The sequence below is a fragment of the Formivibrio sp. oc-25 genome (assembly GCF_055810895.1).
Window position 1 is genome coordinate 1 of sequence record NZ_JBVVOL010000003.1, and the last position, 13,413, is coordinate 13,413.

At 57.8% G+C, this 13,413-nt stretch carries 10 protein-coding genes; 8 read left to right on the plus strand and 2 right to left on the minus strand.

Going from position 1 to position 13,413, the window contains the following annotated elements; all coding sequences use genetic code 11:
• Positions 1-367: 367 nt before the first annotated feature.
• On the minus strand, positions 368-1,141 hold the full coding sequence (locus AC0KVQ_RS02580; protein ID WP_473419553.1) for a glucose 1-dehydrogenase: 774 nt from the start codon (positions 1,139-1,141) through the stop codon (positions 368-370).
• A 185-nt stretch (positions 1,142-1,326) separates the two neighbouring features.
• On the opposite strand from AC0KVQ_RS02580, the gene AC0KVQ_RS02585 reads away from it, so the two are divergent.
• From AC0KVQ_RS02585 to pnp, 8 genes are all read left to right on the plus strand, one after another.
• Positions 1,327-2,202 (plus strand): LysR family transcriptional regulator, encoded by an 876-nt coding sequence (locus AC0KVQ_RS02585; protein WP_473419554.1) that lies wholly within the window; start codon positions 1,327-1,329, stop codon positions 2,200-2,202.
• A 160-nt stretch (positions 2,203-2,362) separates the two neighbouring features.
• Positions 2,363-2,827, plus strand: a complete 465-nt coding sequence (gene rimP / locus AC0KVQ_RS02590; protein ID WP_473419555.1) for a ribosome maturation factor RimP — start codon at positions 2,363-2,365, stop codon at positions 2,825-2,827.
• A 49-nt stretch (positions 2,828-2,876) separates the two neighbouring features.
• Positions 2,877-4,352 carry a transcription termination factor NusA gene (gene nusA, locus AC0KVQ_RS02595; RefSeq protein ID WP_473419556.1) on the plus strand — a complete coding sequence of 492 codons (1,476 nt, stop codon included), beginning with the start codon at positions 2,877-2,879 and terminating at the stop codon, positions 4,350-4,352.
• 19 nt (positions 4,353-4,371) lie between these two features.
• Entirely contained in the window at positions 4,372-7,089 is a 2,718-nt protein-coding gene (infB, locus tag AC0KVQ_RS02600; RefSeq protein ID WP_473419557.1) for a translation initiation factor IF-2, read from the plus strand.
• 148 nt (positions 7,090-7,237) lie between these two features.
• Positions 7,238-7,612 (plus strand): 30S ribosome-binding factor RbfA, encoded by a 375-nt coding sequence (gene rbfA / locus AC0KVQ_RS02605; protein ID WP_473419558.1) that lies wholly within the window; start codon positions 7,238-7,240, stop codon positions 7,610-7,612.
• A gap of 111 nt (positions 7,613-7,723) precedes the next feature.
• Entirely contained in the window at positions 7,724-8,620 is an 897-nt protein-coding gene (gene truB / locus AC0KVQ_RS02610) for a tRNA pseudouridine(55) synthase TruB (RefSeq protein ID WP_473419559.1), read from the plus strand.
• A gap of 81 nt (positions 8,621-8,701) precedes the next feature.
• On the plus strand, positions 8,702-8,971 hold the full coding sequence (gene rpsO, locus AC0KVQ_RS02615; protein WP_473419560.1) for a 30S ribosomal protein S15: 270 nt from the start codon (positions 8,702-8,704) through the stop codon (positions 8,969-8,971).
• Positions 8,972-9,166: 195 nt separating this feature from the next.
• Positions 9,167-11,329, plus strand: coding sequence for a polyribonucleotide nucleotidyltransferase (pnp, locus tag AC0KVQ_RS02620; protein ID WP_473419561.1), 2,163 nt, complete (start codon positions 9,167-9,169; stop codon positions 11,327-11,329).
• A gap of 139 nt (positions 11,330-11,468) precedes the next feature.
• Here the strand turns inward: pnp and AC0KVQ_RS02625 are convergent, their stop codons facing one another.
• Positions 11,469-13,349 carry a DUF1015 family protein gene (locus AC0KVQ_RS02625; RefSeq protein ID WP_473419562.1) on the minus strand — a complete coding sequence of 627 codons (1,881 nt, stop codon included), beginning with the start codon at positions 13,347-13,349 and terminating at the stop codon, positions 11,469-11,471.
• Positions 13,350-13,413 lie beyond the last annotated feature (64 nt).

A 13,413-nucleotide genomic window follows, 5' to 3' on the forward strand; every position in this document is an offset into this window, starting at 1 on the left:
AGGTAGTAATGCAGGTCAGAGCCGCAGATGCCGCCGGCACCGATGCGCACCAGTACCTGGTCATCCTTCATTTCTGCAACCGGCACATTCTCGATGCGCAGGTCTTTTTCTTCATGCAATACGCAGGCTTTTGCTTCCATTTCGATTCCTATTCCTACCCAAAGATGGGACGAACCTGTTCCAGTAGGCGAGCGAGCCAAAGCAGGTGGCAGGAGGCCGGCGCACAGGAACCGGAATGGACATGTAAGTCCATGAGGACGACCCGAAGGTAGCTCCTTTTGCGGGTTCCGAGCACCGCCCGATGCCGCGCAGCAAATCCCTGTGGGGACTGCCAGATGCGAAGGCGCAGCCGCCTAATGAGTCAGGTTTAAACGCAGCTGGTCAGCCCGCCATCCACATACAGCACATGGCCGTTCACGAAATCGGCAGCTTCGGAGGCCAGGAAAATGGCAGCACCGGTCAGTTCCTTGACATTGCCCCAGCGGCCGGCCGGCGTGCGCTTGCATAGCCAGCCCGAGAATTCTTCGTTGTCGACCAGCGGTTTGGTGAGTTCAGTCACGAAATAGCCAGGGGCGATACCGTTGATTTGCAGACCATGCTTGGCCAGGTCGGTACACAAGCCCTTGGTGAACATGGCCACGGCGCCCTTCGAGGCTGCATAGGGGGCGATTGAAGGGCGGCCCAGCATGCTTTGAACCGAGCAGATATTGATGATCTTGCCCTTCTGGCGCGGGATCATGTGCTTGGCCACGGCTTGCGAGACGTGGAAAACGCTGGAGAGATTCACGTCGATGATGGCATTCCAGTCGCTGACCGGGAAATCTTCGATCGGTGCGCGGCGCTGGATGCCGGCGTTGTTCACCAGAATGTCGATGGCACCGAAATCCTGTTCGATTTGGGCGATTGCGCTAGCCACTTCATCATGCTGGGTAACGTCGAATACGGCGAATTCTGCCTTGAGGCCGGCGGCATTGAGCTTCTCTGCCGCCGATTTTGCGCGGGATTCATCGCGATCATTGATGACAACGGTGGCGCCGGCTTCAGCCAGGCCTTGCGCCAAGGCAAAGCCGATGCCTTGCCCCGATCCGGTGATCAGCGCGCGACGACCTTGCAGGTTGAACATTTGAGCTCCGATAGCCATGGGGTATTTCTCCTGAACTGTTGAATGAAAAATTTGAGGCATGTCTTGCGAGACATGCATGGGTTGGTGTGAGTTATACGGCCAGGGCCATGCGGCAAGCCAATAGCCTTTTCTGATCTTTGTTATCAAAAATCGTGATAAGGTGAAAATCACGCTGGAAACACATGCTGTCGGGAGTTCATCACATGGAACTGAAACTGTTGCGCTCGTTCGTGGTGCTGTCGGAAGAGTTGCATTTTGGCCGGGCGGCCGAGCGCCTGTGCATCGTCCAGCCGGCCTTGAGCATGCAGATCAAGACGCTGGAATCTGAACTAGGTGTCTCGCTGTTTGATCGGGACAGGCACAAGGTCGAGCTGAGCATGGCCGGGCGGATTTTCCTGCCGGAAGCGCGCGCTACGCTGGCACAGGCGCAACGAGCCGTGCAACGGGTGCAGTCAGCCGATAGTGGTGAAATCGGCCAGATCCGGCTGGGTTTTGTTTCCTCGCTGCTGCCCAATTACCTGCCACGCCTGATCCGCACCCTGCATGCGCGCTACCCACTGATCGAACTGGACATGAAAGACATGCCTTCGCCGGACCAACTGCTGGCACTGCGTGAAAATCGCATCGATTTTGGCTTCGTACGTCTGCCGATCGAGGATCGTTGGGTGGAAACGGCGCAGGTGCTGGATGAACCGTTTATTGTGGCCATGCCGCAGTACCACCCGCTTGAGAATCTGCATGCGATCACCCCACGTGATCTGGCCGACTACCCGGCCTTTGTCCTGGCGCGCCGTTTTGCGCCCGGTTTTTACGATGGCCTGATCGTGGCGCTGAAGCAGAGCGGACTCAATCTGCAGGTGATTCAGGAGTTGGGCGAATTCACCACCATGCTGGCGCTGATTTCGGCCGGGATGGGAATTGGCATACTGCCAGGGCTGGCATTGACCACACCACCGGCAGGCGTCACCGTGCGCGAACTTTTACTGCCGGGACATCGTTCCTGCATCGGCCTGGCCTGGTCCGGACAGGAAACCGCGATCAAGCGTACTTTTTTCAAGGTGGCGATAGATTTGGCCTGACGAGGCATTTGCTTGTCGGGCTCACTAAGCCCGCATGCGCTATTCCGCTCGGGTGGTTTTTTTGCTACAATAGCGCGATTCCCGGATATGTCAGGGATGTGCTTTCAAATGGGCGCACGCAGTTGCAGCCCATTTTTTGTTTGTATCGACCGAGTGAGTTATGGCGAACAATTTGCAATCGCTGCTGGAAAAGACATTGTCGGGCATGGGCTATGAACTCGTGGAGCTTGAGTTTGGTAGTCGTGGCCTGTTGCGTATTTTTATCGACAAGCCCGAAGGTATCTCCATTGACGATTGTGTCGAGGTGAGTAACCACCTGACGCGCCTGTTCATGGTGGAAAACATCGATTATGAACGGCTGGAAGTTTCCTCGCCCGGTCTTGATCGCCCCTTGAGAACCCCGGAGGCCTTTGTGCGCTTTGCCGGTGAAATGGTCAAGGTCAAGTTGCGCGTGCCGCTGGAAGATCGTCGCCGTCATTTTGTCGGCAAGCTCGAAGGTCTGGTTGATGGTGATGTGGTGGTTGATGTGGAAGGCGAAGTACTGCGCTTTCCGCGCCAGACCGTGGATAAGGTTCGCCTGGAACCGCAGATCGGCAAGCCGGCGCCGGTTCGCAAGAAGAAGTAATTGGATGCGTTGAATCAGGCGGCCTGAGTCGCCCGGAGGTGTGTAAAAAATGAATCGTGAAATTCTGGTGCTAGTTGATGCGCTGGCTCATGAGAAAAACGTGGATCGCGAGATCGTGTTTGGTGCGCTGGAAATCGCTTTGGCGTCGGCCACCAAGAAACGCTTCGATGATGAAGTGGAAGTGCGCGTTTCCATTGATCGCGATACGGGCGAATACCGCTCATTCCGAGTCTGGACCGTGGTTGAGGATAATGATCACGAAGAGCCTTCTCGCCAGATCGCGCTGACCGATGTGGGTGATTATGATGCCAAGCTCAAGCTGGGCGACACCTGGGAAGTCGAGCTCGAGCCGATCGAATTTGGCCGTATCGGTGCGCAGGCTGCCAAGCAGGTCATTCTGCAGCGCATCCGCGATGCCGAGCGCGAGCAGAACCTGAATGATTTCCTGCAGCGCCGCGAACATATCGTATCGGGCACGATCAAGCGCCTTGAGCGCGGTAATGCCATCATCGAAATCAATGGCAAGCTGGAAGCCCTGCTGCCGCGCGAGCACATGATCCCGAAGGAAAACCTGCGCGTGGGCGACCGCGTGAAAGCGTTCCTGCTGCGCATCGATCGTCTCGGCCGCGGCCCGATGCTGGTGCTTTCGCGTACCGCACCGGAGTTCATGGCCAAGCTGTTCGAGCTGGAAGTGCCGGAAATTGAAAATGGCCTGATCGAGCTCAAGGGCGTGGCACGTGATTCAGGCATGCGCGCCAAGATTGCCGTGAAATCCAATGACCCGCGTGTCGATCCGCAGGGCACCTGCATCGGCGTGCGCGGATCGCGCGTGAATGCAGTCAGCAATGAACTTGCCGGTGAGCGCGTGGATATCGTGCTGTGGTCGCATGATCCGGCTCAGTTCGTGATTAACGCCCTGTCCCCGGCTGAAGTCAGCTCGATCCTGATCGATGAAGACAATCACAGCATGGATGTGGTTGTTGATGAGGATAACCTGGCCATGGCGATTGGCCGTGGTGGTCAGAACGTGAAGCTGGCTTCCGAGTTGTCGGGCTGGAAGCTCAATATCATGACGGTCGATCAGGCCGAGCAGAAGCACCAGGAAGAATTCGACGGTGTGCGCAAGATGTTCGCAGAAGCGCTGGATGTCGATGATGACGTGGCTGATGTGCTGGTGCAGGAAGGCTTCACCACACTGGAAGAGGTGGCCTATGTGCCGCTCAATGAAATGCTGGAAATTGAAGCATTTGACGAGCAGACCGTGAATGAATTGCGCGCACGTGCGCGTGATGCGCTCTTGACCCGTGCGATTGCGCTGGAAGAAAAACTCGAGCATCAGGCTGAAGACCTGAAAACGCTCGAAGGAATGACTGTGGAGCTTGCGGCGCAATTGGCCGAGCACGAGATCCGCACCCGTGACGACCTTGCCGAACTGGCCGTGGATGAGCTCATGGAAATGACCGGCATCAGCGAAGAGGCCGCCAAGCAACTCATCATGAAGGCGCGCGAACATTGGTTCGCTTGAGCGTCAGGGAGGACAAGGTATGAGTGAAATGAATGTGAGCCAGTTTGCAGCGGAGCTGAAAATGCCGCCGCAAGAGCTCTTGGAACAACTGCGTGCGGCCGGTGTGGACAAGCGCAGCGAGAATGATCTGCTTGCCCCGCAGGACAAGGCACGTCTGCTCGAGCATCTGAAGCAAAAGCATGGCAGCGCCAGCAATGCAGAAAAGGCAAAAATCACTTTGACGCGCAAGCAGACTACTGAAATCCGCAAGACCGATGCGACCGGCAAGGCCAAGACCATCCAGGTTGAAGTGCGCAAGAAGCGCATTGTGGTGGCGCCGGAGGTTGGCTCTGGTTATAGCGGTGCGGCGCCGGTAGGTGGTTCGACGGTGATTGACGAAGCCGAGCGTCTGGCCCGTGAAGCCGATGCCCGCCGCCAGAGCGAGCTGTTTGCTCGCCAGGCAGCAGACATGCGCGCACGTCAGGAGCGCGAAGTTCGCAAGGCTGAGCCGGTTGTTCCGGCCGCAGCGCCAGCCCCTGAGGTTGTGCCGGTTGAAGCTGCTGTAGTGCCTGAGGTACAGCCAGCATCCATAACGGTTGAAAAGGCCGTTGAGCCGGTTCCGCAGGTTGCCAAGCCAGCACCGGAAAAGGCGCCTGCAACCGCACCGGTTGCCCCGCATAAGCCGCGTGTCGAGCCCACTGCAGATCGCCCACGGGTTGGTCAGCGTGTCGAATTGCGTAAGCCGAGCAGCACCCCGCTCAAGGCACCTGAGCCCGCCAAGGCTGCACCAGCGCCTGCTGCACAGCCGGCCAACCGCAATGCGGCGGACAAGAAGGACAAGAAGGGCGGAAATTGGTCCGAAGAAGGTCGCGGTAAAAAAGGCATCAAGACCCGTGGTGGCGATGCCGGTAATGAATGGAAGAGCCGCAAGGCCGGTGGCAAGCACAAGGGCAGTCAGCATGATAACGACAATGCCCACGCCTTCCAGGCCCCGACCGAGCCGGTGACTCGCGATGTCGCCATTCCCGAGACCATTTCCGTGGCCGATTTGGCACACAAGATGGCCGTGAAGGGTGTGGAAGTCGTCAAGACCCTGATGAAGATGGGCATGATGGTAACCATCAACCAGGTGCTTGATCAGGAAACCGCGATGATCGTGGTTGAAGAAATGGGCCATAAGCCGATTGCTGCCAAGCTGGATGATCCGGAAACCTATCTGGATGAATCGCAACAGGCCGAGCATGAAGAAAAGCCGCGTGCGCCGGTGGTGACCGTCATGGGTCACGTCGATCACGGCAAGACCTCGCTGCTTGACCGGATTCGTCGTGCCAAAGTGGCAGCCGGTGAAGCGGGTGGCATTACCCAGCATATCGGTGCTTACCATGTCGAAACCGACAAGGGCATCATTACCTTCCTTGATACTCCGGGTCACGAAGCCTTTACGGCGATGCGTGCTCGTGGTGCCAAGGTTACCGATATCGTGGTGCTGGTGGTGGCGGCTGATGATGGCGTAATGCCGCAAACGATCGAGGCGATTCACCATGCCAAGGCGGCGGGTGTGCCGATCGTGGTGGCCGTGAACAAGATCGACAAGCCGGAAGCCAACCCCGAGCGTATCCGCCAGGAACTGGTCAGCCATGAGGTGGTGCCGGAAGACTGGGGTGGCGATTGCCAGTTTGTGCATGTATCGGCCAAGCAGGGTCTCGGTATCGATGATCTGCTCGATGCGATCCTGCTGCAGGCCGAAGTGCTGGAACTGACCTCGGCCGAGGATGCGCCGGGCAAGGGCATCATCATCGAAGCTCGTCTGGACAAGGGTCGTGGTCCGGTAGCCACCATGCTGGTGCAATCCGGCACGCTCAGAAAGGGCGATGTGGTGCTGGCAGGCCAAGTCTATGGCCGTGTACGTGCCATGCTGGATGAAAACGGCAAGAACATCAACGAAGCAGGTCCGTCGATTCCGGTCGAGATTCTCGGCCTGTCCGATGTGCCGGCTGCTGGTGAAGATGCCATGGTGCTGGCTGACGAGAAGAAGGCGCGTGAAATTGCGCTGTTCCGTCAGGGCAAGTTCCGTGACGTAAAATTGGCGCGGCAGCAGGCAGCCAAGCTGGAAAACATGTTTGCCCAGATGGCCGAGGGCGAAGTGCAAAGCCTGCCGGTCATTATCAAGTCCGACGTTCAGGGTTCGGCCGAAGCGCTGGCGGGTTCCTTGCAGAAGCTGTCGACCGACGAAGTACGCGTACAGATATTGCACTCGGGTGTTGGCGGCATCTCCGAATCCGATATCAACCTGGCTCTGGCATCCAAGGCCGTGGTGATTGGCTTCAATGTGCGTGCCGATGCGGCTGCGCGCAAGCTGGCCGAGAGCGAAGGCGTGGATATCCGCTACTACAACATCATCTACGACGTGGTGGACGATGTGAAGGCGGCACTGTCGGGCATGCTGGCACCGGAGAAGAAGGAACAGATCACCGGTCTGGTGGAAATCCGTCAGGTGTTCCACATCTCCAAGGTCGGCTCGATTGCCGGCTGTCTGGTGATGGATGGTGTGGTCAAGCGCCATTCCGGCGTTCGCTTGCTGCGCAACAACGTAGTGATTCACCAGGGCGAGCTCGACAGCCTCAAGCGCTACAAGGATGACGTGAAGGAAGTGAAGGCCGGCTTCGAATGTGGTCTGTCGCTGAAGAACTTCAATGACATTCTAGAAGGCGATCAGCTGGAAATCTTCGAAGTGATCGAAGTGGCGCGTACTCTGTAAGGAGTAAAGCAGGAGGCGTGAGGTGTTGCGCCTCCAGCTTCGATTGGCGCAAGGTGCAGACCTTGCGCCTTTTCCTTTTTGCATTGCATTACGGCGTTTGGAGTTGCACCTGACCCCGGACCCTTTACTCCTCACAGGAGGAAACGACATGCCCAAGAATTTTTCCCGTGCCGATCGTGTGGCACAACAAGTCCAGCGTGATATTGCCGAGCTGATTCGTGGCGAGCTGGATCACCCCAAGGCAAAGCTGATCACCGTGACCGACGTTGAAGTCACGCGTGATTATTCGCATGCCAAAATCTTCTATACCTTTCTCGGTTCTGCTGACGAGGCCAAGGAAATTGCTGGCGTGCTGGAGCATGCCAAGGGTTTTCTGCGCAGCGAGCTGGCACGTGGCATCAAGCTCTTCAAGATGCCGGAATTGCACTTCGAATACGACCATTCGGTTGAACATGGCGTGCAGTTGACCCGCCTGATCAACGAAGCCTCCAGCCTGCCCAAGGCGGATGGGGGAGATGAGTGAACCAGTGAATGAGTGAATGAGTGAACAAGAAAACATTGGTATTGTTGCCAGCCATTATTTCTGTATTTGTTCACTTCTTCACTAGTTCACACGTTCACCGCTTTTGAAACGATGGCAAAAAGAAAAATTGATGGCGTATTGTTGCTGGACAAGCCTTTTGGTTTTTCCAGCAACGGTGTCTTGCAAAAGTGCCGCTGGCTGCTTTCGGCCGAAAAAGGCGGGCATACCGGGGTGCTGGATCCGTTTGCAACGGGCTTGCTGCCCTTGTGTTTTGGCGAGGCGACCAAGTTCGCCCAGCGCATGCTTGATGCCGACAAGGCTTATCGGGCCACGATCAAGCTGGGTGAGATCTCCACGACGCTGGATGGCGAGGGCGTGATCAGCCGCTCTGGCGATGTGTCGTGCGATGAAATCGCGGTACGCCTGGTGCTCGATCAGTTTTTGGGCTCGATCAGCCAGGTGCCGCCGATGCATTCCGCGCTCAAGTTTGAGGGAAAATCCCTGTATGAGTATGCACGTCAGGGCGTAGAAATTGAACGTGCCGCACGGCAGGTGGAAATCTATGCGCTGGATCTGATTGATTTCGCCGATGATGTTCTGGTGGTTGATGTGCGCTGCTCGAAAGGCACTTATATCCGCGTGTTGGCTGATGATATCGGCAAGGCGCTGGGGTGCGGTGCGTACCTGACCGGCTTGCGTCGCACGCGGACGGCCGGTTTTGGCATCGAGGATGCGATTTCGCTGGCGCAGTTTGAAGCCATGGACATGGCGCAGCGTGAGGCAAGCTTGTTGCCTGCGGATGTGTTGTTGCAGGAATTGCCTGCGATCGAGTTGACTGAGGCCGAATTCGCACGCATGCGTCACGGCATGGTCATCAACCGACCGGCCGATGCGGGTGAATACCGGCTTTACGCACCGGGTGAAAGTCGGGATAATACGCGGTTCATCGGTTTGGGTGAGGTGGCAGATTGCCTGCTGCGACCCAAACGCCTGCTGTCCGGCCTGTAGGTCGGTGGCTAATGGAGCATCGGGGGGTGTTACTCCCTGTCGCTTGTCGGGCGTCAAGCCCTTTAAAACTGGAGCATTACCATGACTGTAACCGTCGCTCAAAAAGCTGACATCCTCAAGCAATTCCAACGCGCCGAAGGCGATACCGGTAGCCCTGAAGTGCAGGTTGCACTGCTGACTGCCCGTATCAATGACCTGACTCCGCACTTCAAGGAGCACAGCAAGGATCACCATTCCCGCCGTGGTCTCTTGAAAATGGTTAGCCGTCGTCGTCGTCTGCTGGACTACTTCAAGCGGACCAACCCGGAAGGCTATCGCGAGCTGATCGCAAAACTCGGCCTGCGCAAGTAATACCGGCAAAAAGGTCGCAGCCAAGGCTGCGACCTTTTTGTTTGTACCTTCCCTCCTGCCCAAACAGCGGTTCCGGCGGCAGAAGGAAGTAGCGGTGTGCCGGAACCGGCGATCGGGAGCTTGCTCCTGCCAGCCAGATCGCAGCGGAATGCAATCGCGCCTCGGCTGGGGGCAAATGATGAAAAGGAAAGAATAGTGTTCAATAAATTTACCAAGACCTTCCAGTACGGCAAGCATAGTGTGACCCTGGAAACCGGCGAAATCGCTCGCCAAGCTACCGGTGCCGTTCTGGTCAGCATGGATGACACCGTTGTATTGGTGACGGTTGTTGCCGCCAAGAATGTAAAACCCGGCCAGGATTTTTTCCCGCTGACCGTTGATTACCAAGAACGTACCTACGCTGCCGGCAAGATTCCGGGTGGTTTCTTCAAGCGTGAAGGCCGTCCTTCCGAAAAGGAAATCCTGACCAGCCGCTTGATCGATCGTCCGATCCGTCCGCTGTTTCCGGAAGGTTTCTACAATGACGTGCAGATCGTAGCCACCACGATCTCGATTGATCCGCAGATTGATTCGGATATCGCTGCCATGATCGGTGCTTCGGCTGCGCTGGCCATTTCCGGCTTGCCGTTTGATGGTCCGATCGGTGCGGCGCGTGTCGGTTATGTCGATAGCCAGTATGTGCTGTGCCCGACCGCCGATGAGTTGAAGAATTCCAAGCTCGATCTGGTGGTGGCCGGTACTGAACAGGCTGTGCTGATGGTTGAATCCGAAGCCGATGAATTGCCGGAAGACGTGATGCTGGGCGCCGTGGTGTTCGGTCACGAGCAGATGCAGGCTGCGATCAAGGCCATCAACGAACTGGCTGACGAAGTGAACCCGGAACTCTTCGATTGGAGCGAACCGGTCAAGAACGAGCCGCTGATCGCCCAGATCCGTGAACTGGCCTCCGCAGGCCTGGATGCCGCTTACAAGGTCCGCTCCAAGCAACTGCGTACTGCTGCTGTCAACGACGTATGGGCCAAGGTCAAGGCTGCGCTGATCACCGAGGAAACCGGCACGCTGGAAGCCAACGAGATCAAGGACATCTTCCACGGTCTGGAAGCCGAAATCGTGCGTGGCCAGATCCTGCGCGGCGAGCCGCGTATTGACGGCCGCGATACCCGCACCGTGCGCCCGATCAGCATCCGTACCGGCGTGCTGCCGCGTACCCATGGTTCCGTGCTGTTTACCCGCGGCGAAACCCAGGCACTGGTCGTGGCCACGCTGGGTACCAGCCGTGATGAGCAGGTTATCGATGCGCTGGCCGGTGAATATACTGATCGCTTCATGCTGCACTACAACTTCCCGCCGTACTCGACCGGTGAAGTCGGCCGTGTTGGCACACCGAAGCGCCGCGAAATCGGCCATGGCCGCCTAGCCAAGCGCGCATTGATTGCCATGCTGCCCAAGCCGGAAGATTTCAGCTACTCCATGCGCGTGGTCTCTGAGATTACCGAATCCAACGGTTCCTCGTCGATGGCATCCGTGTGTGGCGGCAGTCTGGCACTGATGGATGCCGGTGTGCCGATGAAGAATCACGTGGCCGGCATTGCCATGGGCCTGATCAAGGAAGGCAACCGCTTTGCCGTGTTGACCGACATTCTGGGTGACGAAGATCACCTGGGTGACATGGACTTCAAGGTGGCCGGTACCGAAGGTGGCGTGACCGCGCTGCAGATGGATATCAAGATCAATGGCATCACCAAGGAAATCATGAAGGTGGCGCTGGATCAGGCCAAGGAAGGCCGCCTGCATATCCTCGGCATCATGAAGGGCACCCTCGACGGTGCGCGCCAGGAAGTCTCGGAACATGCTCCGCGCCTGTACACCATGAAGATCAATCCGGAAAAAATCCGTGACGTGATCGGCAAGGGTGGTGCTGTGATTCGTGCGATTACCGAAGAAACCGGTACCACGATCGACATCCAGGAAGACGGTACCATCACCATCGCTTCCGTTTCGGGTGAAGGTGCCGATGCGGCCAAGAAGAAGATCGAAGAGATCACTGCCGAAGTTGAAATCGGCCGGATCTACGAAGGCCCCGTGGTCAAGATTCTCGACAATAACGTCGGTGCCATCGTTTCGATCCTGCCGGGCAAGGATGGCTTGGTGCATATCAGCCAGATTGCCAACGAGCGCGTGAAGAACGTGAGCGACTACCTCAAGGAAGGCCAGGTCGTACGTGTGAAGGCGCTGGAGCAGGACGAGCGTGGTCGTGTACGTCTGTCGATCAAGGCTGTGCTGAACGAAGAAGCCCAGCAAGCTCCGGCTGCTGAAGCTGCACCGGCCGCAGCACCGGAAGCTCCGGCTGCTGAATAAGCACCGGCAAGCTTGAAAGCAAAAACGCCAGCTCTTTCGGGCTGGCGTTTTTTTGGCTATTGATTCGGGATTGAGGGCGGAGGTGGAAACTGCCACCTCACACCTCACACCTCACACCTCACACCTCACACCTCACACCTCACAGCGTAATGCGGCGTGCTTCCATGTAATAGCGTTTTTCCTCGGCATCGCCCATGCTGAACGACTTGCGTGGCAGCGGACCGTTTTCCTGCACCCAGCCGATCAGTGCATCGCGTGCGATCACTGGCAGGAAGAAGCAGCCGGCACCCTCGGCAGCCAGTTTCTTGTTGTCCTCCCAGCCGTGGATGAAGTCGATGCGCGCGGCAGCATCGCTGCTTTGCTTGAAGCGGGCGAATAATTCGTCCACCAGTGCCGGCGGCAGTTTTTTCACTTCCGGCTTGTAGGCAATCGCGAAGTACTGCTGGCCATCGAAATAACCGGCCTTGTCCTGGCCTTGCGGGCTGGCGAGCAACGCCTGCAAGTCGGCTTCCCCGATCGGCGTGATGCTGGCGACCTCTTCGCTGGCCTGCAGTGCAGCCGTCAGCGCGGCTACCTGCTGGGTGAATACGACGCGGTGGATCGGTTCGAACAGCAGGCCCGGGCTGTGGATGTTGACGATCTCGGCCAATGCGAAGCGGGCAGGGTGGGCGAGGATTTCGTCCTGGGATTTGCCCGCAGCGGCCAGTTCGGCCTTGGTTTCCTCCCAGCGAGCCTTGGCCGTGGCCAAGCTGTGGTTGCCATCGCCCATGGCGAAGAATAGCGGCTCTTCGCTCTTCTGTGCCGCGATGGTCTGATCCAGCAGTTTTTCCAGGCCGGCAATGATGCTATCCACTTGTTCCGGCTTGCTGATGCGCCAACCTTGCAGGTGGCCGCCGTGCTGCATCAGTTCCACATCGTAAGCCGGTTCGAAATCGGCGACCTTGGCGGCCAGACCTTCAATCAATTCGCGCTTGGCATCGTCGATCAGGATCATGATGTGCGGCAATTCGAGCGGTGCTGCGCGACGCACAGCCAGACGCGGCGGGATGCGATCGACGATGGTGCCTTCCGTGGCGCGGATCAGGCTCTTGGAGTCGCGCGCATAGCTGTAACGCTCCAGATCCATCGCGAACAGCAGTCCTTCGCGCGTGCCGGAGTGTGCGGTCGTACGCTTGATGTAGGTGATGGCCTCGCCACGGTTTTCCAGAATACCGCGTGCCATGTAATCGGCCATGGCGGCGTGAATGGCGCTGATGCGGCCTTCAATGCCCGGTTGTTCCAGAAAAATTTCCGGCAGGGTGATGCGCAAGGAGGAAGGCGCGTCGCCGACCAAGGCTTCGACCTGATTCCAGTAGGCGTGGTCCGAGGTGTACTGGTCGCAAGCAACGACCGACCACTTGGCCAGATCGGTGCCAGCCTTGGGCAGCAGCGCTTCGGGAATGCGGATGCCAAGGCGCGCAAGGCGGCTGGCGAATTGTTCGTTCAGGGTCGGCATGTCAGCTCCGGAGGATCGATGGGAAAACAAAGTAGGGGATTCTAGCAAATCGGCACCGATCACCTGTGGCAATTCTTGCAGGGTTGTGATGGTCGGGCAGGGGTGCGGTGGTTCGTGGCGCCAATTGAACCAGATGGCATGGATGCCCAGGGCAGAAGGCGCAAGTACATCGGCCTGATAACTATCGCCGACCATGCAGATTTGCCGGGCAGGTACACCGAGGCGGGCAATGAGGGTTTGCCAGAAGCGTGGATCGGTCTTGCTGAAGCCAAGTGTCTTGCGGCAAAAAATGATGTCGACGAATCGTGCCAGGCCAACCCGTACCAGCGCGGCACGAATGTCGTCCCCGTCCGAATCCGATGCACCACTGGCGATGCCGACACGGCCATGCGCTTGTGCCCACTGCAACGCTTCAATTGCCCCTGGCAGCGCATGCACGGTCGGCCATTGCCACATCGGGCCGGTCTGGTTGAGGTCGTCGCGCATCAGCGTGTCGCCCCAGTCGAACAGGAAAACGTGGTTCATGGTGATGCCTGGAAATAAAAACAGCCAACCGGATGGGTGGCTGTTCGTGATCAGGACCGGTGAA